The organism is Vibrio sp. Y10_XG_PY6 (genome assembly GCF_024181795.1).
In the GTDB taxonomy this organism is placed as follows: Bacteria; Pseudomonadota; Gammaproteobacteria; order Enterobacterales; family Vibrionaceae; genus Vibrio; species Vibrio diabolicus.
Map to the genome: position 1 here is coordinate 854,695 of NZ_JAMZAQ010000001.1, position 25,022 is coordinate 879,716.

Annotated in this window: 18 protein-coding genes and 6 tRNA genes; 13 read left to right on the forward strand and 11 right to left on the reverse strand. The window is 43.5% G+C overall.

From position 1 onward, the window contains the following. Positions 1-83 precede the first annotated feature (83 nt). From yfcC to NL644_RS03820, 4 genes are all read right to left on the reverse strand, one after another. Positions 84-1,616, reverse strand: a complete 1,533-nt coding sequence (gene yfcC / locus NL644_RS03805) for a putative basic amino acid antiporter YfcC (RefSeq protein ID WP_114322990.1) — start codon at positions 1,614-1,616, stop codon at positions 84-86. Positions 1,617-1,819: 203 nt separating this feature from the next. Next, positions 1,820-2,140, reverse strand: coding sequence for a cytochrome c (locus tag NL644_RS03810; RefSeq protein ID WP_005396401.1), 321 nt, complete (start codon positions 2,138-2,140; stop codon positions 1,820-1,822). A 79-nt stretch (positions 2,141-2,219) separates the two neighbouring features. Continuing rightward, positions 2,220-3,224: a low-specificity L-threonine aldolase gene (ltaE, locus tag NL644_RS03815; RefSeq protein ID WP_114322991.1), complete on the reverse strand. Its 1,005-nt coding sequence runs from the start codon at positions 3,222-3,224 to the stop codon at positions 2,220-2,222. 22 nt (positions 3,225-3,246) lie between these two features. Then, on the reverse strand, positions 3,247-3,762 hold the full coding sequence (locus NL644_RS03820; RefSeq protein WP_005396403.1) for an NUDIX hydrolase: 516 nt from the start codon (positions 3,760-3,762) through the stop codon (positions 3,247-3,249). Between the two features lie 268 nt (positions 3,763-4,030). On the opposite strand from NL644_RS03820, the gene NL644_RS03825 reads away from it, so the two are divergent. From NL644_RS03825 to dld, 6 genes are all read left to right on the forward strand, one after another. Then, complete coding sequence (locus NL644_RS03825) at positions 4,031-5,692, forward strand: ATPase RavA domain-containing protein (RefSeq protein ID WP_253658010.1); 1,662 nt, start codon at positions 4,031-4,033, stop codon at positions 5,690-5,692. 9 nt (positions 5,693-5,701) lie between these two features. Next, entirely contained in the window at positions 5,702-7,156 is a 1,455-nt protein-coding gene (gene viaA / locus NL644_RS03830; RefSeq protein ID WP_012842207.1) for an ATPase RavA stimulator ViaA, read from the forward strand. 206 nt (positions 7,157-7,362) lie between these two features. Continuing rightward, positions 7,363-7,436, forward strand: a tRNA-Cys gene (locus tag NL644_RS03835). A 37-nt stretch (positions 7,437-7,473) separates the two neighbouring features. After that, positions 7,474-7,549 (forward strand) — tRNA-Gly (locus tag NL644_RS03840). Positions 7,550-7,785: 236 nt separating this feature from the next. Then, positions 7,786-8,688 (forward strand): LysR family transcriptional regulator, encoded by a 903-nt coding sequence (locus tag NL644_RS03845; protein ID WP_253658011.1) that lies wholly within the window; start codon positions 7,786-7,788, stop codon positions 8,686-8,688. Between the two features lie 384 nt (positions 8,689-9,072). Beyond that, positions 9,073-10,779 (forward strand): D-lactate dehydrogenase, encoded by a 1,707-nt coding sequence (gene dld / locus NL644_RS03850; RefSeq protein ID WP_253658012.1) that lies wholly within the window; start codon positions 9,073-9,075, stop codon positions 10,777-10,779. Between the two features lie 140 nt (positions 10,780-10,919). Here the strand turns inward: dld and NL644_RS03855 are convergent, their stop codons facing one another. The 4 genes from NL644_RS03855 to NL644_RS03870 all read right to left on the reverse strand — a co-directional run bounded on the left by NL644_RS03855 (position 10,920) and on the right by NL644_RS03870 (position 15,323). Next, the gene (locus NL644_RS03855) at positions 10,920-11,228 is read right to left on the reverse strand and encodes an AzlD family protein (RefSeq protein WP_005396412.1); all 309 of its coding nucleotides are present in this window, start codon (positions 11,226-11,228) and stop codon (positions 10,920-10,922) included. After that, positions 11,225-11,956: an AzlC family ABC transporter permease gene (locus tag NL644_RS03860; protein WP_253658013.1), complete on the reverse strand. Its 732-nt coding sequence runs from the start codon at positions 11,954-11,956 to the stop codon at positions 11,225-11,227. Before NL644_RS03860 ends, NL644_RS03855 begins: the two co-directional genes overlap by 4 nt. A 316-nt stretch (positions 11,957-12,272) precedes the next feature. Continuing rightward, positions 12,273-13,502 (reverse strand): alanine racemase, encoded by a 1,230-nt coding sequence (alr, locus tag NL644_RS03865; RefSeq protein ID WP_134645707.1) that lies wholly within the window; start codon positions 13,500-13,502, stop codon positions 12,273-12,275. A 189-nt stretch (positions 13,503-13,691) separates the two neighbouring features. After that, entirely contained in the window at positions 13,692-15,323 is a 1,632-nt protein-coding gene (locus NL644_RS03870; RefSeq protein WP_012842212.1) for a methyl-accepting chemotaxis protein, read from the reverse strand. A gap of 552 nt (positions 15,324-15,875) precedes the next feature. Here NL644_RS03870 and NL644_RS03875 point away from each other — a divergent pair. From NL644_RS03875 to NL644_RS03890, 4 genes are all read left to right on the forward strand, one after another. Next, positions 15,876-15,962: transfer RNA gene (locus NL644_RS03875), tRNA-Leu, on the forward strand. A gap of 37 nt (positions 15,963-15,999) precedes the next feature. Continuing rightward, a tRNA-Cys gene (locus NL644_RS03880) sits at positions 16,000-16,073 on the forward strand. Between the two features lie 308 nt (positions 16,074-16,381). Continuing rightward, positions 16,382-17,905: an alpha-amylase gene (gene amyS / locus NL644_RS03885; RefSeq protein ID WP_253658014.1), complete on the forward strand. Its 1,524-nt coding sequence runs from the start codon at positions 16,382-16,384 to the stop codon at positions 17,903-17,905. A 130-nt stretch (positions 17,906-18,035) separates the two neighbouring features. Then, positions 18,036-18,290, forward strand: a complete 255-nt coding sequence (locus NL644_RS03890) for a hypothetical protein (protein WP_012842214.1) — start codon at positions 18,036-18,038, stop codon at positions 18,288-18,290. A gap of 74 nt (positions 18,291-18,364) precedes the next feature. Here NL644_RS03890 and NL644_RS03895 read toward each other — a convergent pair whose 3' ends face one another. After that, the gene (locus tag NL644_RS03895) at positions 18,365-19,153 is read right to left on the reverse strand and encodes a lipase (protein ID WP_253658015.1); all 789 of its coding nucleotides are present in this window, start codon (positions 19,151-19,153) and stop codon (positions 18,365-18,367) included. Positions 19,154-19,221: 68 nt separating this feature from the next. Continuing rightward, complete coding sequence (locus NL644_RS03900; RefSeq protein ID WP_253658016.1) at positions 19,222-20,025, reverse strand: CHAD domain-containing protein; 804 nt, start codon at positions 20,023-20,025, stop codon at positions 19,222-19,224. Between the two features lie 427 nt (positions 20,026-20,452). Here NL644_RS03900 and NL644_RS03905 point away from each other — a divergent pair. From NL644_RS03905 to NL644_RS03915, 3 genes are all read left to right on the forward strand, one after another. After that, a tRNA-Leu gene (locus NL644_RS03905) sits at positions 20,453-20,539 on the forward strand. A gap of 37 nt (positions 20,540-20,576) precedes the next feature. Continuing rightward, positions 20,577-20,650: transfer RNA gene (locus NL644_RS03910), tRNA-Cys, on the forward strand. Between the two features lie 982 nt (positions 20,651-21,632). Then, positions 21,633-23,315, forward strand: a complete 1,683-nt coding sequence (locus NL644_RS03915) for an Ig-like domain-containing protein (protein ID WP_253658300.1) — start codon at positions 21,633-21,635, stop codon at positions 23,313-23,315. A gap of 77 nt (positions 23,316-23,392) precedes the next feature. On the opposite strand, the gene NL644_RS03920 is transcribed toward NL644_RS03915, so the two are convergent. Further along, positions 23,393-24,679: a hypothetical protein gene (locus NL644_RS03920; protein ID WP_048625091.1), complete on the reverse strand. Its 1,287-nt coding sequence runs from the start codon at positions 24,677-24,679 to the stop codon at positions 23,393-23,395. Positions 24,680-25,022: the final 343 nt, after the last annotated feature.

A 25,022-nucleotide genomic window follows, 5' to 3' on the forward strand; every position in this document is an offset into this window, starting at 1 on the left:
CCAATCTAAAACCTTAACGTCGCCATACGAAGAGTATTAATAAGGCGAGAACGTGTCTCGCCTTAGTGCCAATTGATTTCGTTTTACGCAAACCCCATCATATGAGCTGCGATAACGACGACACTCGACAGGGTAAAGAGTAATAGGATAAATCGCCAGCAGAATTTTGCCCAATCACCCCAGTCGATGCGGCAAACACCAAGCGTTGCCATCAAGGATGCTGAAGTAGGGACGATAACGTTGGTAAAGCCATCTCCAAGTTGGAATGACAAAACGGCAACTTGGCGCGTGACACCTGCAATATCCGCCAATGGTGCTAATAAAGGCATCGTCAGTGCCGCTTGTCCAGATCCGGAAGTAACGAAGAAGTTGAAGATAGATTGGAATACATACATTAACCATGCCGCAGCTACGTCAGGAAGCCCACTGATCACGCCGCCAGCACTGTTCAGAATAGAATTCAGTACACTCGCTTCATCAGTCGTACCGCCACCTAGGATAAGTAACACACCTTTCGCACAACCAACCAATAGAGCAGGAGCAAGCATAATAGCCGCCCCCTCCTTAAACGCATCGGCTGCGCAGTTGAGCGTCATACCGTTTAAGCGAAAAATCGTACCGATGATCGCGACAACAAAGCCCATAGTGAAGAATTGAGAAGCGATTTCTGGGATGTACCATGCGTTAGCGACCACGCCCCAAACAACCCATACTGTGGTCGCGATGACCGTAAGAATGACGAGTGTATCGCCGATATTCCAACGAGACTCTTGATTGCCAAGCTCTTGCTGACGGAAGTATTTGTCTGTGCGGTGACTGTAAGAAAGTTCTGGGTTTGACTTCACGCGAGCGGCGTAGATCATGGTGAAGGCGATACCGATTAACGTAAAGCCAGCCCATAACCCCATGCGCACAGTCATGCCGGATAAAACAGGTACACCCGCAATGCCTTGTGCAATAGCGACGGAGAAAGGGTTCATCCAAGAAGTAGCGAAGCCAATTTGAGTCGCAACATAGGTCACCATTACCGTAGTGATACCATCATAACCAAGGCGAACCATAAGCGGAGCGATAATAATCGCAAATGCTACGGCTTCTTCACCCATACCAAATACCGCACCGCCCAGAGAGAACAGCAAAAATAGCACTGGAATGAATAGCGCTTCGTTACCTTTGGTCTTATCGATAAGGCGCAAGATACCGTTGTCGATGGTGCCTGTTCGCATTACAACGCCGAAAGCACCACCGATAACCAACATGAACATAATCACGCCGATCGCGCTGCCCCATTTAGAGCCTGAAACTAGCCCTTCGAAAGGGAAGTTCATGAGACCAATGCCACCACCAGAAGCAAACAGGCCAACCTTGTTGTAAACCAATTCACCGTTTTCGTCGGTTGCATAAGAGAAAGAAGATGGATCGATAACCGTGCGAGTTTTTTCTGCACCATCGACCATATAAGTCACTTGCTGACTGTCAAAATGGCCAGCAGGAATTAAGTAGGTAAGAATCGCAGCGAGAATACCAACAATGAAGATCAAAATGAGGGTATCTGGCATCTGCCATGATTTGGGTGTAGCAACCGAGTCCGTTGGTTGCGCATGTGTGTGAGACATAACTTACTTCACGTTAAATTCAATGAAGCATGAAATATCAGTAAAACAGAATAAAAAGTCAATATTAATGGAAATATTGAACTATAAATTCATCAAATATTTGAAGTGAAGTCATTGTGATTATTTTACAAGCAAAGTTTGGTTAAATGTTTTGGCTCGGGTCGAGGGCTCACAAGCTCTTGTTGTGAGCCGAGATAAATAAATCATTTGTCTTGCGTCTGTTCTGCATAAAATGCAGCGACATCACGAAGATCCTCATCATTTAACATTCTTAATTGTGCGCCCATCATTTCGGCAAGCGGCCCTTTACGTTCGCCTGCTTGGTAAGACTTCATCGCATCGTATAGATACTGGGCATTTTGACCTGCAAGATTTGGATAGGCATCATTACCTGCGACGCCTGTTGCACCATGACAATAGACGCAGCTAGGGGATTTGATTTTACCTTTATCAGCGTCTCCAAAAGGCGCGGCATGGCTAGCGGAAGAGAAAATAAGAGAAGTTAGAAGTACAAATCTGAACATGAAGATTGTCTATTCGCTAAAAAGTCATATCGATACAATAAAGCTTCCCCTTAGGGGAAGCTCAATGATCAAAATCAAACTAAAGCAGAGATTTAATGCTTGATAAGAAATTGTCGATATCTTGCGCTGAAATGTCTTTATGAGTCACGAAACGAATAGGGTTTCCAGGTGTTATCGTGATATTTTGTTCCTTCAGTTTCGCAGCGATACTTACTATGTCCACTTGAGGATCAAGCTTCGCGAACACGATGTTCGTTTGAACAAAATCAGGGTTGACTGAAAAACCAGGCAGTTCTGCTAAACTTTCTGCTAAATTTTTTGCGTTGATATGATCTTGTTTTAGCTGTTCCACTTGTTCAGTAAGGGCAAGTTTGCCTGCTGCGGCAAGAATACCCGCTTGACGCATACCACCGCCGACCATCTTTCTTAAGCGACGTGCTTTTGCGATGTACTCTTTGCTACCAAGCAGTAACGAACCAACAGGGGCAGCCAAACCTTTCGACAGACAAATCGTCATTGAATCAAAATACTGACCGATTTCTTTTACCGGAACATCTAAAGCAACCGCTGCATTGAATACTCTTGCGCCATCTAGATGCATCTGCAAGTTATGTTTATTCACGAAGTCACGTGCTTCTGCTAAATAAGACAGAGGTAATACTTTACCATTAATCGTGTTTTCTAAGCTGAGCAGCTTGGTACGAGCAAAGTGACAATCATCTGGCTTAATCGCCGCTGCCAGTCTATCAAATGGGAGTGTGCCATCTGAGTTATTTTCGACTGGTTGAGGTTGAATTGACCCAAGTACTGCTGCGCCGCCAGCTTCGTACTTGTAGTTATGTGCTTGCTGCCCACACAGATATTCATCTCCGCGTTCACAATGCGCCATTAGGCCGAGCAGATTGGCTTGCGTGCCTGAAGTGGTAAACAAAGCCGCTTCGAATCCTGCAAGCTCTGCGGTAAACTCCTCAAGCTCATTGACCGTAGGGTCATCACCATAAACATCATCCCCAACGGGGGCCTTAAACATGGCCTCTCGCATGGCTTGGGTAGGCTGTGTAACGGTATCTGATCGAAAATCCATGAATGTCTCCTTGGTCAAAGTCCTAAATATATCCGCAAAGGCGCGCTTTGCTTAAACAAGCGATCGTTTTGGCATCGGTAATTGTGCCATCAATAATCTTGTCTTCGAGTTGTTGGAGTGACAAGGTAACAACCTCAATCACTTCATCTTCATCACATTCGTAACGGTTGGTTTGGCTGAGCTTCTCAGCAACAAATAGGTACTGTATCTCATCACAAAATCCGGCAAGGGGAGTGACTTGGCCGAGAGAGGTGAATTTTTCTGCACTATAGCCCGTTTCTTCTTCTAGCTCTCTTTTCGCGCAGCAGAGAGGGTCTTCATTGCCTTCTCTTGTACCAGCAGGAAGCTCCAAAAGCCATTTATTAAGTGAAGGGCGAAATTGATGGACAAGGACTATCTCTCCTTCCGTTGTAATCGGGAGAATCACCGCAGCGCCCGGGTGATGGATTGTGGTGTGCGTAATTGCCTGTCCTGTAGGAAGCATAACCTCTTCTTCAATCAGAGAAATTTGCTTCCATTTATGAATTATTTTGCTCATGCAGTTATTAACCCTAGCTGTTACCGCATTTTGACGTTTTTCGACATTAACCACAAATGGTGGGAAACAAAAGCAAAAAATGTTGCAACACGACGAAAGCGTTTGCACTTTCAGTGAGCTGTGTCTCATAAATGGAAACTTTGATTGCTTGCTAAAGAAGGGGGTAAGCATCTGCTATAAGGGGAATTCAACAAAATACATTTGTAACAAAGTTATAACAAGTGTATAAAAATGTTAACGCAATACCAGTTCAGCAGCCGGAGAACGTATGACACAAACCTTATTTGCCTCAAATGCCGAAAAAGCGCTTCTCTCAGAACGCATCAACAAGTTGGCTAAAGCGTTAACGGATGGCGTTTATGAACGCGAACATACCATCAAGCTCTGCCTCCTTGCGGCACTTGCTGGTGAAAGTGTTTTTCTTTTAGGCCCACCTGGCATTGCAAAAAGCTTAATTGCCAAGCGACTTATCCAAGCGTTCGATAATAGCAGTTACTTTGAATACCTGATGACTCGATTCTCAACACCTGAAGAAGTTTTTGGGCCACTGAGTATTCAAGAACTCAAAGATAACGGTCGTTATGTTCGCTTAACTAAAGGGTATTTGCCAACCGCACAAGTCGTATTTTTAGATGAAATCTGGAAGGCGGGCCCCGCCATTCTGAATACATTGCTGACAGTGGTCAATGAGAAAACGTTCAAAAATGGCAGCGATATTGAGCGTGTGCCAATGCGTTTGTTGGTATCGGCTTCCAATGAACTGCCAGATGAAGACAGCGGTTTGGATGCACTTTACGATCGCATGTTGGTGCGTGTGTTTGTGAATCGAATTCAGAATAAACAAAACTTTAAGTCGATGTTGACGGTAGGCACGTCACAAGAGGCACAAGTGCCAGAAGGGCTAGCAATAACAGATGAAGAATATCATCAATGGCAACAGCAGCTCGACAAGCTGACGTTAACCGATAATGCATTCGAGAAGCTTTTCCAGCTTAAAACGATGTTAGAAAGCAAAGTCGAAGCTCAGTTTGGCGATGTCGCTAATACCGACATGTATGTGTCTGACCGCCGCTGGAAGAAAGCCGTGAAGTTGTTAAAAGCGAGCGCGTTTTTTAATGGTCGCGATGAAATCAATCCGCTTGACCTTCTACTGTTGCAAGATTGCTTATGGAACAGTCCTGAATCGCGAGATGTGGTACGTGAAGTGGTTCAAGAGTTCGCCTTAAAACATGCATTTGATCAACAAGACGCGGAGCAGGAAATCGAGTATTGCCGTGAGTCTTTGGTTGATGTTCAACATGAACTTGAAGATGCCTACCGCATGACGTTAACGTCTGAAGCGGCAACGGGTATTTTGCGCAAAGAAACCATGCGCTTTGATACCTCTAAAGCCAAGATGTACAAAGTTGGCGCAGCCGTTAACTTAGTTAAATTGGTTGTCTTGCAAAGCAACATGTCGGTTTCAGAATCAGAGAAAGGCGATAGCCGCTGGGTTTACGTGCCAAAAGATGAACTAGACCGAGTCATCAAAGAAGGACACGGTGATGTGTATGGCTACGTCAATCAAAACACCAACATGTGTCGTTTACGATTTGATGTTGATGCCGCAAATAACCTAGTTATTCGTGATATCGCAAACCGAGGCATTCTGGTGAGCTTAGTGACTCAAGAGGGTTTGGATGTAGAGCTTTACCAAAAGTGGTTAACGCAGGGTGAAAAAGCCGTAAATCAACTCAGTGAAGCAGAGCACCATATGCGCAAGGTAAAAGCGAATTTCCATGATGCGCTTCCGCATAGCTTTGTTGATCCTGAGCTACCACGCCTAATGGAGTCGAGTCTTCAGCAGGTCAGTCAGAGACTTGAGTCTATCCAAGCTGAAAGCGAGAAAGTTATCCAACGCTTTAAAAACTTACATCAGTTTTTCTCATAAGGAGACGACATGCTAGGTGCAGACGGACTTAACCTCGCGCTGATGGTAGCCGACTCTGGCATCATCGATAGCGCAGTTAATGATTTAATGGCGCGTTCACAAGTCATGATGATGGCGGAAAACCGAGGCGTTAAATCTTCAGTCAAAGGCCACTTATTAAAGTGGCGAGGCAGTGTTAAAAAACGGATTACCAAGGTATGTGAGACAGAGCGTTTCCAACAAGAGCTGTCTTTATATCAAGAGGTCATTCACTGGGATGAAGAGGCGTTTTTCGAAAACATCGAAGATGTGATTAAAAAGCTTGAGTGGCACTCCGCTTTTTATATGCAGGCTCGCCGAATGATGGAGAAGAACAAGGGGATGAATAATCCCATGTTCCCACATTACTTCTGTGATCAATGGTACCAAAGCCTAGCCGATGCGATTAAGCAAGCGCAAGTAAGCGAGCTTGAGGCCAATAAAGAGAAAGTGCTGAATGACCTGTATCAGCGTATGGAGACCATGCGTAATATGGATAAGGTCACGGAGTCGGGTGATGCTGAAAGTGTCGGGCGTTTATGGGATATGGCATCTGCCAAGTTGAGCAAAACTGACTTAACAGTGATGAAACGCCATGCGGAGTTTCTGAAGAAGCACCAAGGCTTGCAAGAAATAGCCGAGCAACTTGGCCGTATGGCGGGGCAAGTGAATGATCCCGAACTTAACCGCGCGCCTACTGAAGAGCTACAAATGATCGAAGAGAAGAGTGATGAAGCGACAGATGATATTGTCGGCATTCACGAAAGCGATGATTTAAATAAGCTACTTCCCAACGAAACGATGTTTTTGGCGTATCCTGAACTCGAGGTCGTGTTCTATAAACACTTAGTCGATAAACGACTTATGAACTACCGTACACAGGGCAAATCGCGCACGTTACGTAAAGTTAAAGCTCACCGACCTGACAACAAAGCGGTAGATATCGAAAAAGGACCGTTTATTGTGTGTGTGGACGCGTCCGGCTCAATGAGCGGGTTTCCTGAGCAATGCGCCAAAGCCATGGCTTATGCGCTGATGCAAATTGCATTAGCGGAGCAACGTGATTGCTATGTCATTATTTTTTCGACGGAACACATTACGTACGAGCTAACCAAACAAGATGGTCTGCGCGAGGCGGCGGACTTTTTAACTTATAGCTTCCATGGTGGTACAGACTTAGAGCCAACTTTGATCAAATCTATCGACTTGATGAGCGGTGATAAGTACAAAAATGCCGATATGGTGGTCATTTCCGACTTTATCGCGCCAAAACAACAAGACGAGTTGCTTGCCAAAGTGGATGCGCTTAAAGCGAAGAAAAACCGTTTTCACGCGATCAGCCTATCTAAATACGGAAACCCGGCATTGATGTCGATGTTTGATCACACGTGGTCTTATCATCCTAATGTTGTGGGCAGGTTGCTTAAACGGGTCGGTAATTACTAAGTGACATTGAAATTCTATTGAGTAAAACGTACAGGAAGCTAGATTTATATTGCTTCGTTTTAAGCCGATAAGATCGAACTTTGGTCTAATTGGCTTAAAAGAAATCAAACAAACAGAAAATGAAAGATTTTTGTTTGACTATCTTCTCTCAATCCGTAAAGTAGCCACCAACGCAACGGGGAAGAGCCCTGAAGCGAAGTAAAAAAGGCGCCTTGGCAGAGTGGCTATGCAGCGGATTGCAAATCCGTGGACCTCGGTTCGACTCCGGGAGGCGCCTCCATTATTCTTTTGAGAGTGAATGGCTTTCGAGAATCAATGCGACACTAGCTCAGTTGGTAGAGCGCAACCTTGCCAAGGTTGAGGTCACGAGTTCGAACCTCGTGTGTCGCTCCAAATTATTCAGATATGGCAATTGCGGTATCTCGATGCCAAGTGCATCAACTTAAAACCAGCGAAAGCTGGTTTTTTTGTATCTGAATATTGATAAATTTACGCCATCTCAATTTCTTGAACTGTGGGTATAATCCTTGTTTCTGTCACCAGTTATGTTGTTAAGTGTGACCCGATATTTCGCAGATTGACCAATATCCGTTTACAATGTCGGTCTCCAAAGGATTTGACGAAGACGCATGAGAAATACCGACGATTACATCATTTTCTATCACCTGATCGAGCAAGGCTCATTCAGTGCTGCAGCAAGACACATGTCATTGACCAAATCGGTTGTCAGTAAACGCATCGCGAAGCTTGAGCAAGAGCTTGGTGTACAGCTTCTTTACCGAACAACGCGAACGTTAATGTTGACGGAGGCAGGGCGAGCGTTCTTTACTCATGCAAAAGCCGTTTATCAAGCGGTGGCAACGGCAGAAGAATCCATTGTGGGGTTAGGTGAGAATTTATCTGGAAACATTAAAGTTTCTGTACCCACTATCTCTGGTGAGTTAATTCTTCCTAAAGTGATCAATGAGTTTAATCAGAAATATCCTGATATCAATATCGATATGGATCTAGATAATCGTTTTGTCGATATCGTGAATGAACGCTTTGATTTGGCCATTCGAACGGGAGTGTTGCCAGATTCTAGCCTAATCGCAAGAAAGCTGGTGGATGCCAATTGGATTGTTTGTGCGTCACCCCAATACCTTGCTAAACATGGCATTCCTAAGCAACCTCAAGCCTTGGATAAACACAATTGTTTAGTCTATTCCTACCAAGAAACCGGAGCGCGTGAGTGGGCGTTTAAAGAGGGAGACGAGGTATATCAAATCACCGTCGACGGTAACCTCTGTACCAATAACTCTTCGGTATTGAGAAACGTCGCACTGTTGGGGCAGGGAATCATCTATGTGCCACGTGTCTTGGTTTATGAAGACTTAAAGCAAGGCCGCCTGATTCAACTGTTCAAAGACGAAACCGCCAAATGTTTGGGTATTTATGCAGTGTATCCTTACACTCGTCAACAACCAGAAAAAATTAAGATCTTCATTGATCATCTATACACCAGCTTTCAAAGTCAAAATCATCGATTTTAAGACAATAACTCAACACCAATCGTTATGTTGGTGTTGAGTTATTGTTTCCATCTTCATTTCTAATAATTCTTATAAATTTAGAAGCTTAAGCTTTCTCCTTGTTTTATCACTAATATTGATAACAAGATGCTGCGCACAACTGTTAACAAATGGTTTTGCTATTGTTTCTTTTAAGAAACGGTCTGTTTCTTGCGTTAAATTTTCCGAATGTGAAAGATAAGTGACAGAAAAATAAAAGAATTATTTTGTTTGTTGTCTATTGGTTAAGTGTTGCTCGCCTGCCTGACATAGACGCCGAGAAATGGACTGCTTATAGTGGCTCAAACGCCCATTACCGTCACTAAACGGTGATGTGAGCGAAGTACAATAACTAGAGATACGGATATGAAACAAAAGCAGCTGATTGACGAATTTAAAACTATCGTTGGGGAAGAAAATGTCCTAACCGACGAGGTTAAAACAAAATACTACCGCTCGGGTTTTCGCTCAGGTAGTGGCACTGCGCTTGCTATCGTGTTTCCTAATACTCTTGTAGAACAATGGAAGATCATTAAACAGTGCGTTGAAGCAAACTGCATTATTATTATGCAGGCTGCCAAAACAGGTTTAACAGAAGGCTCAGCTCCAAGTGGTAATGATTATGACCGTGATGTGGTTGTGATCAATATTACCAAAATCAAGAAGATTCACTTATTAGATGGCGGTAAGCAGGCAGTATGCTTGCCAGGTGCAAGTTTGCACTCATTGGAAAAAGAATTGAAGGCGGTGAACCGAGCGCCGCACTCTATCATCGGTTCTTCATCATTAGGTGCCACTGTGGTTGGTGGTATCGCCAATAACTCAGGCGGTGCGTTAGTCAAGCGTGGTCCTGCTTACACCGAACTGGCGATCTATGCGCAGGTCGATAAACAAGGCCAATTACACCTGGTTAACCACCTTGGTATTGAAGGTTTAGGTGAAACGCCAGAAGAAATTCTGACAAACCTGCAAGAAGGAAACTTTGACCCAGCGAAGATCATTCATGACGGGCGAATGGCATCAGACAAAGAATACGATGAACGTGTTCGAGACGTGACTTCTGACATTCCTTCTCGCTTTAATGCCGATGAACGTCGATTATTTGAAGCCAGTGGCTGCGCTGGTAAATTGGGTGTTTTCGCCGTTCGAGTTGATAGCTACCCAGTACCCGAAAAAGAGCAGGTTTTTTACCTTGGCACCAATGATCCTGCGAAACTGACGAAGCTGCGAAAAGATTTCTTATCTACGTTTGAGAACTTGCCTGAGATGGGAGAATACTTGCATCGAGATATCTTCAACATGGCAGAGAGGTACGGCAAAGATGTCTTCTTATCCATCGACTTATTAGGCACAGATAAGCTGCCAAAAATGTTTGCACTTAAAGCTAAAGTAGAAAATTTCTTAGAGCGCGTCCCGTTTGTTAGTAAATACCTGCCGGATACCATTTTGTACTACGCGAGTAAGTTGTTCCCACAACATTTACCAGAACGAATGCTGGATTTCCGTGACAAGTATGAGCATCACCTGGTATTGAAAATGAGTGATGGTGGTATTGCTGAAGCGCAAAAATACCTCAAAGAAGTTTGGGCTGTTGAAGATGACTGTGATTTCTTCGAGTGTACGCCGGAAGAGGGTAAAAAAGCTTATTTACATCGCTTTGCAGCAGCAGGTGCAGCAATTCGTTACGAGACGATTCACCGAAAAGACGTAGAAGACATCGTTGCACTTGATATCGCTTTGCGACGTAATGATGAAGAGTGGCTAGAAACTTTACCAGAAGAGGTGAGTAAGAACCTTGTTCAAGCGCTCTATTATGGTCACTTTATGTGTTATGTATTCCATCAAGATTACATTTTCAAAAAAGGGACCGACACGAAGTTGATGAAAAAGCTGATGCTAGAACACCTCAATAGCCGTGGTGCTAAATACCCAGCAGAACATAATGTGGGTCACTTGTACGAAGCTGAAAATTCGCTGCAGAAGTTTTACCACGAGCTAGATCCAACCAACACCTTTAACCCTGGTATTGGCAAAATGGACAAATACAAGCGCAATTGTAACTGCTGTGCGTAATTTGCTATCTCACTGTGATTAATATCGTTGATCATCGTTAAAATAATGAGCATAAGATAAGCCCTGATGACACTCGTGACATCAGGGCTTCGTGTTTTGGGGCTTTTTATTGATGACTGGTATCGGCGTTGAAACAACGGTTAAATAGCGCGTACCGCGGCGGCTGCGATGATGCCAGCTGCAATTGCAGGCAGAGGCTTTTTCACGATGAACATGACGACAGCAGTAGAAAAAAGTGCTGCTCTAGCACCGTAATCACCCTCAACCGCTAGTGGGGCTAAAAGGGCAACCAATACGGAACCTGACATCGCAGTGATGAAACGTTGAACCCGCTCGCTAATTGGAATAAATGACATAACATACACTCCGCCCCAGCGGGTTATGAGCGTGACTAACGCCATAGCGATGATGATAAGCAGTGTGCCACCTACGCTCGTTTCGATGTTCATGCTTTTTTCTCCTTCCAACAAGCACCTAAGACTCCACCAGTAATAGCGCCAACCACTACGTGGCTATTCTCTGGTAAATACCAGTACGCCAACATAGAAGAGGCTGCTGCTGTGGCCCAAATCGCAAAGATTCTTAAGTCTTTCGGCCCTGCCACCACCATAGACAGCAGGAAGCATCCCATAACCATATCGAGTCCGAGGCTCACCGGGTCTTTGATTGCGTTACCAAAATAAATGCCGATCCAGGTGCCAACAATCCAAAACGACCACATCGCTAAGCCGCCACCAACAAGCAAGCCAAAACCTGGTTCTTTTCTACCAAATGCATTGAGTGCCATTGCCCAGTTCGCGTCTGATGCTACTAGCATTACACCGTAACGTTTTTTCGGCGGGAGTTGTCGTAACCATGGATAAAGCGTAGCGCCCATCAAGAGGTGACGAGCATTAATAGCAAATACAGTAATAAGCACTGGAATCAGAGGTACTTCTGCTCCCCACATTTCTAGCGTGGCAAATTGTGAAGCACCGGCGAAGACCAGTGTGCTCATCAACATAGTGGGAAATACATCTAGTCCAGTTTGTACGGCGGCAACACCGAATGCGAGGCCAAATATGACCACAAACATGGACAGAGGTAAAAGTTGGGTGAAACCGTTCCACACGTCGACCCGAGTAAATTCGTGCAACTCAGATGAGGAACGCTGAAGATGTTGAGTATTTTCTGTCATAGAGATACCTAGCCAGCAGGCAAAAAGGGCAGTGCCATATGAATGCGTTTGTTATTCTTTTGTAAACTTCATGTTTAACATCAATTGAAAGGGCTTTCAAACACTAAGTGCTATATAAAAAACAAGTATACCTGAACGATTTTAAGATGAAGGGGTTAGAGGATTTGTCACTTGCTAGGGCTCAAGGAAAGTAACGCAACGCAAATAGCAAACTCTGTTCAATTGAGAAGAGCACGGATTGTTACAGATTAGTATATAAGTAGGAAAGCGAGCACGAGGCTCGCTTTTTCGTTCTGTTACGAACAACTGAAAGGGTTTATTTTACGTAGACACGAGGGTTCGCAGCACCCCAAACCGTGTATAGTTCTGGGAAGATGACCTCTGCATGTTTTTCCATTTCTGCTGCCGAAATCGTTTTGCCTTGCTGAGAGCCAAACAGTACAACTTCAGAACCAGGCTCAACATCTTTGATACCTGTAATATCAACCATAGTGGTGTTCATTGAAGCAACACCCGCCACTTTTGCTCGTTGGCCATTGATCAGTACTTCTGCCGTATTGCCCATTTTTCGTGGGTAGCCATCAGAGTAACCAACAGGAATGTTCGCCATTAGGCTTTCTTTGCTCGTTTTGTAGCTGCTGTCGTAACCGACAGTGCTATTTTTTGGCAGATGGTGAACGGATGCCACGCGTGTTTTGAAAGACACGATAGAAGGGTACTCAGGGTTGGTTGGCAGATCACCGTATAAAACGCCACCAGGACGAACCATATCAAGCTGTGCTTCAGGAACATTAAGTGCAGTGTAAGAGTTGGCCACGTGCAGCAAAATATCTTCGCGTTTTAGGCCCGCTTCTTTAATCAGCCATGCAGAGCTGTCTTTGAACGAAGATAACTTTTGACGAACTTCGTCTGCATTGTAGTTAGGGAAATGAGTCATGATGCCAACAATATTAACGCCAGCTTGTTGAGCGATTTCTAGCGCTTCTTGCTTGCCCGCTTTTGTTGTCATATCAACGCCATTTCGTCCCATACCACCGTCGTTAAGAGCAAGGTGAACTTTGATTTCTTTACCCGCTTTCTCTGCTAGCTTAGACAGTACTTTGGCTTGCTCTGCAGTGCCAATCAGCTCTTCAATATTTAAGTCGATTGCAGCTTCGATCTCGCCAATATCCGCCGAACGTACACGCATAAGTTGACCTTTAAAGCCACTGTCACGAACGGTCTGTGCTTCAGCGTTACTTGCAACGGCAACGCAAGGAATTTGTTGTTCGATAATGGTTGGCATCAGGCCCGCGATGCCATTACCGTATGCGTCGGCTTTCATCACGGCGCAGATTTTCGTTTTGCCATCCATGTGCGATTTAAACTGCTCAATATTATCGCGGAACTGACCTAAGTTTATTTCCAGCCAAGCGTTAGCGCCTTGAACTTGCTCTGCTTTTACTACAGTGTTGCTAATTTGAAGAGGGGCAGCAGTAGCTTGCATCGCAGGAGCAACGGTTGCAGCAGCGATAGTCAGTGATAGTAAGGTTTTATTTAAGCGCATAAAGTCTCCGTACGCGTTTTTTGTATTGGTTATGTTATTGAGTACTTGGGGAAAGTACCTGACGAAGTAAAACGCTCCAAGTAGTGCTTTGGAGCGTTTTTGAAGATCATGATTCAATATACCTCAGTGATTGCACTCAATTTGTGCAAATCGAGGTTGATTCAATATCAACTAAGGTATCCACTGAGTTTAACTCAGTTTAAAGCGGCTCATTACATCTTTAAGAGAAATTGACAGCTGGCTTAGCTCACGACAAGCCTGTGCGGTTTGCTCTGAGCCCTGTGATACTTCTTGAGATGCCAAGTGTATGTTTTCAATGCTGCGGTTAAGCTCTTCTGCAACAGAGTCTTGCTGGTTACAAGCCGTGGCGATTTGGGTGCCCATGTCTGAGATATCAGAAATCGAGTGTTCAATGTCGCTCATCAGCTGTTTTGATTGAATGCCTTGCTCTGCACATTCTGAGATACTGGTTCTAGAAAGTTCTGTCGCAGATTTCGCGTCTTTTGCAAGCGATTGTAGCTGTTCAATGATCGACGTAATTTCGCTAGTTGAATCTTGCGTACGGCCTGCAAGCGTTCGAACCTCGTCCGCAACCACGGCAAAACCGCGACCAGACTCACCAGCACGCGCAGCTTCAATGGCTGCATTAAGAGCAAGTAGGTTGGTTTGATCGGCAATGTCACGGATAACATCAACAATAACGTTAATTTTATTCGATTGCTGTTCAAGCTCTGCCACAGTATCGCCCGCAGCACCAATTACGTTTGAAACTTCATGAATCGCGTCAACCATGCCTTGCGTTTCACGAACACCGTGTTGTGTACGACGGTTTGCTTCGTTAGCTTGGTTCGCTGAATCTTCAGTATTACGTGCAACATCGGCTACTGCTGCTTTCATTTCTGTCATTGCCGTAGCAATGTGTGTGATTTGCAGTTGTTGATCTTTCATACCAGACGCAGAAATATCAGAGATTTGATTCATCTCTTCTACTGCACTGCTTAACTGTGTGACCGCAGCAATCACGTTGTCGATAACTTGGCGCAAATCATCTTGCATCTTAGTGGTCGCATCTGCCAGCTCACCTAGCTCGTCATTGCCGATGGCTTTACGATCGATGTCGTTTGATAGGTCACCTGTTGCGATGGCATTTGCTTGCTCGACAACAAGTTTTAGTGGGCCACAAATAAGGCGTGTCAGCACGTACGTCATGCCTACCATGATAAGCAGAATAATCACGTTGCTTGCAATTGACGAGTTACTCAATCCATTTACAGAAGAAAGAATATGAGTTTTGTTACTGTCCATAGCATTTTTAAGTAGACGGATCAGTTCACCGAGCTCAGAGTCAACCGCTTCGAAAGCAGGTAAAGAGTTCGCCAAAATAGGGTGGGCCTTGCTTTTGTCGTTGGCTAGCATCGCTTCGTTGTACTGATCCATAGTGACCAAGTACTTTTTCCACTGACGCATAAGGCGCTGGTAAGTTTGTTGCTCTTCTCCAGGCCAAATCGTTTCACCGTAAGAATCGAGCTCTTTGCTGATCTTTTCACGTTCGCGAATGTTGCTGGCAATTTTGTTTCTGATTTGGTCTGCGTCTTCATAAGTGTATGTCGCAAACTGAGCACGGCGCCAACGAGACAAGTGATCTCGGATCGAATCTACTCTTTCCATAGCAGGAAGCGTATCATCGGTATAGTTTAAAAGCTCAGATTTAATGCTTTTGAGCTCTGTAGATAAAAACACGCCAAACGCAATGTTGACGATGGCAATGAGTAAAAACGATAGCGATATCTTTTTCGCTATAGAAAGATTCTTGATAGACATTAGTGATATACCTTGTTTTTCTTATGGTGTGTCGCCAAAGTAAACCACGTCCTTATATGTGATATATGTCCATTAAATTACTGCAACGAGTGTAAGCTATCATTATTTATTGATATTTTCGATAATGAATTGAGCTTTTTTTGAAAATAAAAAATGTCAATGATTTTATAAAGGTACGACCACATTCGATGCAAAGTTATCGGTAACAAAATATGATATTTCGTGTGAAATAGTGCCAAGAGTAGGGACTCCAATTGTTACAGATGTTACCGAGCTGAAGAGAGTGGTGACTACGATCCGCGTTAGTCAGGCGTTTACAAGCTAAGCAGTTACGGGCATCAACATGTGTGTGATTTAAAGTTGATGAAAGCTAACGAGTGTTTCTTGGCCTAATTGAATGCCAATTGTACCGTCTGGATCGCTTTTTAAGCACTTAAATCAAAAAGATAAAATTTATTGTTGACCAGATAAATTAATCCGTTAAAGTACGCCTCGTTCTCACGGCAAAGGTCGCTGAGACAGATGGTGTCTAACCCATCGCATGATTGCGTTGCCCTGGTGGTGGAATTGGTAGACACAAGGGATTTAAAATCCCTCGGCGTTCGCGCTGTGCCGGTTCAAGTCCGGCCCGGGGCACCATCAAAATCTTTGGTAACAGAGATATAAAAATCAGAAAGGCGCCTTGGCAGAGTGGCTATGCAGCGGATTGCAAATCCGTGGACCTCGGTTCGACTCCGGGAGGCGCCTCCACTATTTCGAAAGCCAGTCTTAAATGACTGGCTTTCTTCGTTTTAAATCCATCATTCTATACTCGTTCACTCTTCTCTAAATTCCTCCCATGTTTTGATCACCATTCAATATTTTCAATGCGCTAGTTATTGATTTTATAAATGTTAAATAACTCAATAATTGTATAGGGTGATTGGTGCTAATTTCTCTTCGATTGTAATCCGAACTTTTTGTATCACAGGCAGCAACTTGGCTAGCGTGACCGTTGGCAATGCTTGGTGTGTATGAGCAGAAAAGAGGATTTTAGTCCTTAACGTGAGAGAAAAATAATGAAAACATTTAAATTAAAACGCACTATTTTACCTTTAACCTTGTTGCTAAGTTCATCTGCATTGGCTGCTGAGAATGGCACAATGATGCAGTATTTCCATTGGTATGTGCCTAACGATGGCACACTGTGGACTCAAGTGGAAAATAACGCTCCAACGCTAGCAGAAAACGGATTCACAGCGCTCTGGCTACCACCTGCATACAAAGGAGCGGGTGGCAGTAATGATGTCGGCTACGGCGTTTATGACATGTACGACTTGGGAGAGTTTGATCAAAAAGGATCAGTGCGCACCAAATACGGCACCAAAGATCAGTATCTTAGCGCTATCAATGCCGCTCACAATAACAATATCCAGGTTTATGGTGACGTGGTGTTTAACCACCGTGGTGGTGCAGATGGGAAATCTTGGGTTGATACTAAGCGGGTAGATTGGAACAACCGCAACATTGAACTTGGTGATAAATGGATTGAAGCGTGGGTGGAGTTTGATTTCCCTGGACGCAACGACAAGTACTCTAACTTCCATTGGACTTGGTACCATTTTGATGGCGTGGACTGGGACGATGCAGGTAAAGAAAAAGCCATTTTTAAATTCAAAGGTGAAGGTAAGGCATGGGATTGGGAAGTCAGTTCTGAAAAGGGGAATTACGACTACCTTATGTATGCTGACTTAGACATGGATCATCCTGAAGTTAAACAAGAACTGAAAGATTGGGGTGAGTGGTACATCAACATGACTGGTGTTGATGGCTTTAGAATGGATGCGGTGAAGCACATCAAATACCAATATCTTCAAGAATGGATTGATCACCTACGTTGGAAAACAGGGAAAGAACTATTCACGGTCGGAGAGTACTGGAACTACGATGTGAATCAGCTGCATAACTTTATCACCAAAACTTCTGGCAGCATGTCTCTGTTCGACGCACCGCTACATATGAACTTCTACAATGCGTCTAAATCGGGTGGTAGCTACGATATGCGTCAAATCATGGATGGTACGCTGATGAAGGACAATCCAGTCAAAGCGGTAACCTTAGTAGAAAACCATGATACTCAACCTTTGCAGGCGTTGGAGTCGACGGTTGATTGGTGGTTTAAGCCGCTCGCTTACGCGTTTATCTTATTGCGTGAAGAAGGTTATCCATCCGTGTTTTATGCAGATTACTACGGCGCGCAGTACAGTGATAAAGGGCATGACATCAATATGGTCAAAGTGCCTTACATCGAAGAGCTCGTAACACTGCGTAAAGACTATGCGTATGGCAAACAACATTCTTATCTCGACCATTGGGATGTAATTGGCTGGACTCGCGAGGGCGATGCAGAACATCCACATTCAATGGCAGTGATCATGAGTGATGGACCAGGTGGCTCGAAGTGGATGTTTACGGGCAAGCCAAGTACACGCTATGTCGACAAGTTGGGCATCCGAACTGAAGACATTTGGACAGATGCGAACGGGTGGGCTGAGTTCCCTGTAAATGGTGGATCTGTCTCGGTTTGGGTTAGCTTTGAGTAATCCATTCTTGTGATTTTGATACAGAACAGGCAAATTTTGATGAAACTTTGCAGTGAATCAATACGTTATTTGATATTCATATAACAAATGAGTAACTTATATTTGAGCATTATCTAGAGGAAGATGAAGAATGGAATCTATTGCTGATGTATTGGTTGTGGCTATTGTGTTCGGTGCCATATTTGGGGGCGGGATAATTAAGTTAATCTTGAATCATCGTAAAGAAGTAAGAGCTTTGGAGATATCTGAACGTAATACGATGAGCCAAGAAGAACAAGATAACCTTAACAAGCAAATTGGTGATTTGAAGCGACGCGTTGAAGTGTTAGAGCGCATAGTCACAGATAGCAAATATCAACTTGAAAAAGAAATTGCCTCTCTGTAATTCACCACAAAAACGTAAAGCCGGCTGAGTCCGGCTTTTTAGTGCCTGTACATCATAGTTTTAGGGTACTCAGCTCAGCGTTCGTCAAAGAAGTCTTTATCGCGGATGTATTTACTCATAAAGTGATAAGAGAATGGTCGCATCAACCAACTAAATAGAGAACGTCCAAGTCGAATGAACGTTGGCGTATTCTCGTATATTCTCCCGTTATACAACCATAACATTTTGCCTACATGCCAATAGAGAAAAGGCACTGGCGGCATGAATGTCACGATGTCGATGTCGCAACAAATCCGGTAAGTTTTGTGCCCCAAACGGTAGCGTTTTTTAAAGGTCCAATCTCCAACTGCGGGCTGACCGAAAGTCACGACGCGTTTAATGCTCTTTGGGTATTTTTTCTCAATATAGTCGGCAAAAACACTGCCAATCGCGCCACCTGAAGAGTGACCAGTAATGGTGATTCTTTTTCCCCTAAGAATGAGCGGTACAACGATACCTTCGAGGCGCTCGATCACGGTCAACCCCAACCGATCTTCATTTCGGCTCGGTAAACTTTCTTGAAACAGAAGATGATAGAAACCCGCGTGAATGCGGTAATTCAGTCCCAACCGTCGACAACTTCTCGTCCACATCGCGAAGTTTAACGACCAATCACTGATACTGTGTGAGCCTTTAATCACTACGACCACTTCACTCTGTTTTTTACTCCAGAGCACACGAATCATAATCTTACCGTGTTCATTTCTAATGACTCGTTGCCCATTAGGATCGAATCCGTATTGAGTTTGTCTGAAGACGCGAGGATAGGCGAGATTACAGAGTACGGCATAGCGCTCATATTGGTATCGTTTTAATGGTTTCACGTTATCTTTCTTTATGGAGCCTAACGACTGACTGTAATTAATGAATATTAAAAATACGTGAACCTAGGTTAGTGCTGGTAGAGGCTTTGTGTGTTGGTATCGTGGATGAAAGCCTCAAATTGGTCTAAGTGCGTTAAGATGGTCTGGCGCGAAGTATCGTGATGTTCACTAAGCACGTTAAGCAGCTTTTTCAGGGTCTTACGATCTTTTTTATTGAGGTTTACTGCTTCTTTGAGCTGTGTAAAAAATTCAATTTGACTTGAAGTGTCGTTAAAATCACCGAGCTTGTCTTGTAATAGTTTTAATTGTTTCACGTTGTTTTTGTGCTGTGGGGAAGGGTAGAGTGCGGAAAACCCTTCTAGCAAATAACGCAGCGCTTTGCACTTTATCCTCATCGAATGAATCACGTTGTCACAACTTTTGTCCGAGATCTTGCGCCGTGTTTTGTCGACCTTTTTAAATTGTTCGGAGACTTTTTGGCTTGCGAAGAGTAACGCTGGTACGTTGTTATCCACTCGTTCGTGTTGTGTACTTCGCAGCAGACTATTCCTGACCAAAGTGCAGTGTATAGTGTATTCTTTTGTCGCTAGCCAACGCGCAACTTTTGCCTGTTCGTAAGCACGTTCGGATTCTATAAAGCCAAAAAGCGGCTCAAGAGAGGGTTTGTGGTTTGGGAGCATTTCAATGTATTGGTTTTTGTCCAAGATAAATACGTCCAAATCACGCAGCTTATTTGTTTTCTTCATCATTATTTTTAAATGAGGTTTCAAAATACGCTGTTCAAAAGGAGGTATCAGTTCGCGAAGTAGCAAGCATAGTGAGCGTATGCGCCTCAGTGTGACGCGATACTGGTGTGTATATTCAGGATCCAAGTCTTGGACGATCCCCTGTTCCAGAGAGCGTGCATAATCAAATTCAGTAAGTAAGAAGTGGGGCACTACGAAGTCGAGTTCGGAATCAGTATGTAGCGGTAATTGAAATGATGACTTTCGAAACATGATGAGCGCTTATTTGTCCCCTGTAGTACGAGTTAAGTTTATACCCATACTGCCAATTTGTGCGACTTGTCGATTCCTCATTGACATGAAGTGATGAAGCAAAGTAAACGAGAGCAAAGCATGCTGATGTTCTTGTGAGCAAAATGATCGCCCTTTGTTCGTTTGAGTTGGCTTTTTAACCATTTGAATAAAAAAGACTAATTTTTTGTTGACCAGATAAATTAATCCGTTAAAGTACGCCTCGTTCTCACGGCTAAGGCCGCTGAGACAGATGGTGTCTAACCCATCGCATGATTGCGTTGCCCTGGTGGTGGAATTGGTAGACACAAGGGATTTAAAATCCCTCGGCGTTCGCGCTGTGCCGGTTCAAGTCCGGCCCGGGGCACCATCAAAATCTTTGGTAACAGAGATATAAAAATCAGAAAGGCGCCTTGGCAGAGTGGCTATGCAGCGGATTGCAAATCCGTGGACCTCGGTTCGACTCCGGGAGGCGCCTCCACTATTTCTAAAAACCGGCCTTGTGCCGGTTTTTTACTATCTGGTATTGTCAAACTATTCTAATACACATTTATTATTGAATAATTAATTTTTGTACAAATACCAACCTCAATTATCAGTTAATCACCCTTTAACTGGTTTTCCTGAATTGCTATTTATAGCGTTATATTATCAATGTGATTTTAGTTCAATATTGAAAATAAAGTTGCGCATATATCCTGCTTGTTTCTCTATATGTCTTTAGTTGATATTGCACTGTATCGCTCAGTCTGTCTTTTAATCGAGTATAAAACTAGGTGAGCAAAAAAATTTTCACCACTTTAATTTAACGTAAATTTAACAATTAAAGGTGAATAATATTACTCATGAGTTGTTGAGGTATATTATTAGAATGACTCGTTATTAAGTTAATGAATTTAAAGGTTATAACTTTATGCGATGAAATTGAGGTTGTTTTAGCTCAATTTCTAATTTTTTGATTTTTAATGATTTAAATTGGCTGTAGTGCAAGTGATTTATTAAAGTCATTGTTGAATACAAAGGTTGTTCATATAAAACAATCATAAGGTTATTTTAAGTAACTGACAAAAATGGATAAATTTATTATTACATAAACTTAACCTAAATCACTTAGCTCTCTGGTTGAATTTTGACCGGTTGCTTTGCTATGATTCCGGCTCTTATATTTTTGGTGGTTATATTTTTATAACCATGTTGATGTATATAGGAACATATTTAGCTTTATAGGCTAGGGCATTTTATTGCCTAAAATTTATATTATTTTACCCTGCCATTTCTGCTTATATTGGCGGGAAGGTGAACTAGTTATTAATTTAAAATTAGGTGAAGCAGTGATAAAAAATATTAAAATAAATAGAACAATCCTAAATAAAGGGTTGTCATTTTTATTAGTAATATTCGCTTGTTTACAGAGCATCCATTACGCCAGTGCAGCAGGAAGTACGACGGGACAGCAAAATACATTGGTTATCCTGCTGAACTTCAAAGAAAACCCAAATGAGCAGCCATTAACTTTGTCAGAGGCAAATAATCTAATCTTTGGCACAGTGAATGACTTCTACCGTGAAAGCTCTTTTGATCAAATGTGGCTGTCTGGGAAAGTCGTAGGTTGGTTTAATTTGCCGTTGTCTAATCAGGTTTGTGATTTTACCGCTGTTCAAGATGCAGCGGATCAAGAAGCCATCGCTGCGGGAGTGAAGCTTGAAGAGTACGATCGTATTGTTTACTTGATGACAAAAACGGCATGTGGTGTCGCTGGATCGGCAACTATTGATGGCATGCCTTCACGCGCGCACATCAATGGTGATTTTTCTCCGATGAATATCGCTCATGAGCTTGGACATAACTTTGGTTTGCATCACTCTCGTGCTCTTGATTGTGGCGAGCATACGCTTTCAGACAACTGTACGTTGCGTGAATACGGTGATACCTATGATGTAATGGGTGGTCCAGACATCGGCTATTTGAATACTTTCCAGCGCGAGCGACTAGGATGGCTAGAGGGAGAGCACGCTTCAAAGACACTGGAAGTTACTCAAAATGGTACTTACTCCATCGCGAATTACGAGACGACTAGTGATCAGCCAGTTACGATAAAAGTACCTCGTGGTACTGATCCTTCTACAGGTGCAAAAAAATGGTTTTACATTGAATACCGCCAGTCTATTGGGTTTGACGACTTTTTAGATGCTCGTTCTTACTCGTTCTATCGTGGGGACGTTACGGATGGCATCATCATTCGAAGCGCTGTAGAAGGCGATGGCCGCAGCAGTAATCTGCTTCACTTTAAAACTGATTCTGAATATCGTGCGGTTTTTGGCCGAAATGACTGGTTTGACCCATCTATGCCGGTCGGTAGTAGCTATACTGACCCAGACTCAGGTGTAACATTGAGTTTGGTGAGTGCAGCGAACGGCATCGCCGAAGTAAGCGTTGTCTTTGATGGCTCTGAAAACGGTAATATCGGGACTTGTACTGTTAATGCTCCATCAGTGACTGCGAAAGCTGCAACAAACAACTCGGTTGCAGCCGGCGATGAGGTTCAATATCAGGTCACTATTAGCAACAAAGATAGTGCAGATTGTTCTGCGAGCAGTTTTTCTGTAAACGCGTCAGTGCCAACTGGTTGGAAAGCAAGCAGCAATGCAATCACGCTAGCAGCAGGTGAAACCGGACAAGTAATGATATCAGTCGTATCTTCGGTGGACGCTAGTGATAAAGACTATGCTTTGAAGATGATCGTGACGCACGGAGAAGACTCAAGTCTGCAAACCGCAGCATCCGTGAATTACTCTGTAACCAATGAAATCTCGCCATCACCAGAGCTCGTTGCTGTTGATGATCAGGTGACTATGTCTTCGAAACAGTCGGTGATTATCGATGTGATGGCAAACGATGTTGTTGGAGAGCAAAACTCTGCAAGCGTGGTTTCTTTTACTAGACCAAGCAAGGGGCGACTAGAGCTGTTATCAGATGGCACCCTGCGTTACACACCTGAGAAGAAATTCAAAAATAACGACAGCTTTACCTATACCATAGGTGATGGTCAAAGCAGCTCGACCGCTCAGGTCTCAGTGAAGTTAGAGTCCTCATCCGGTGGCGATTCTGGCAACTCTGGTAACAATGGGAAAGGTAAGAATAAATAGAACGATAACGATATAGTTCGAAAGAAAACGCCTGGCGAGTTAACGTCAGGCGTTGTTTTATTAAGTTGTAAGAGACTTTATTCAGGGCAGCTAACTGGCTCTGGACAAGTTGGACATAGCGTACATTCTGCAGACGCTGTTATCGCTTCTACGACAACATTACCGAAGATAGTTTCACCACTCGCATCCACAGTATCTGTAAACGCTCTGACTTCTTCACCCGGTAATGGAAGGCCTTCACCATCTCCTGGGATTGGCTCGTAGTTACCAGTAAAGTCGTAACACTCAGCAGGCGCAAGCATACCAACCTGGATTGGATTCGAGTCTTTGTTGTCGATTACGACAATGCCGTCAATGGTGACATTGGAGGTATTACATACACTACCACTGTAATTGACTTGAAGACCGTATTCATTAATACCAGTATCTTCAAATCGATTCACGACGACGACACTACAGTCTTTCTCTAGAGACAATGAACCAGGGATGTTTTGGCTTGGGCATTCCCAATCTGCGTTGTCAGAAACCGCAACACCACCACCAGTTTCAAGTGCTGCGCTTACTTCTGCATAGTTAGTGATACCGTTTTGGTCAATAATAAACGAACCATTAAACTCTTGCGTTTGTCCAACGGCGAGCATCGCTAAATTGAACACATGGTCACCAGCAGCCATATCGTTGTCAACGGCTGTAGTGTCTGTTGCCACAACATCATACAATGCAAAGTCACCGGTGTTTTCTACAGTGAGTTTATAGTTGTATTTCAAAGTGTTACCATTGACAACATCACCAAATGTACAAGTTTTAGTGATTTTAATGTCTGGTACGCCTGGTGTGTAACAGAATGAAATATGACTTAAGCCATAGTATCTACCGTTTTTACCCACAGGTGCATGTAGTAAGGCATCATCTTGATACAATAATCCATCTGTAAAGTAGTTATATAGGTTTCCGTCAGGACCACCTTTCACAAAGATAGCTTGCATAATCACAGGGCTATCACCTTGATCCCAACTGAAGGTTTTTGCCCCAGGTTGTTGATCAATAACCACTTCAAGCATGCCATCACCGAAAGTGCCGTCTGTAACTGGCTCAAGCTTGTATTCTATCAAACCATCGATCCCTGGAAGTAATTGTTGACAGGTGTTATTCCCTTCAACAAATATTGGTTGCACGCCTCGGCTTGAAGGGTCGCCAGCGGATGCGTAAACAATTTGAGAGCTCAGCACTAAGCTAACCGCTATGACCCAAGTAAACAGCTTAAACATGCTGCTGATATTGATCGCTGTAAGTATATTCTGGCTACATAAAGTGGAACAACGGTAACTCTTACTGCCCCACCAAGAGTTAAATATGGTTTTCATAAAACCTCCTTGTGTAAGTGGGCTCGCTACGTCCTTGAGCCCACATACGTGATAGTTTTCTCACAGAGTTAAACTGCGCCAGTTGACTAGCATAGAGTGTTCCATGTTTAACCTTTTGTATTTGTTGATTATTTTTTATTTTTGTACAGAGGGGTGAACAGTTTGTTTATATTTTCATAAATGATTGAGCTAAAACTTATTCGCTAAACGACTGAATATGTTTTAGTTAAATGAGTATTCAATTAGATGTGTAAAGGATGTAACACTATGCAAACAGGTGTTACACATCACCTTCACATTAGTTGGGGCAGGTGAGTAAGCGTCTATTTCATATTCATAGTGG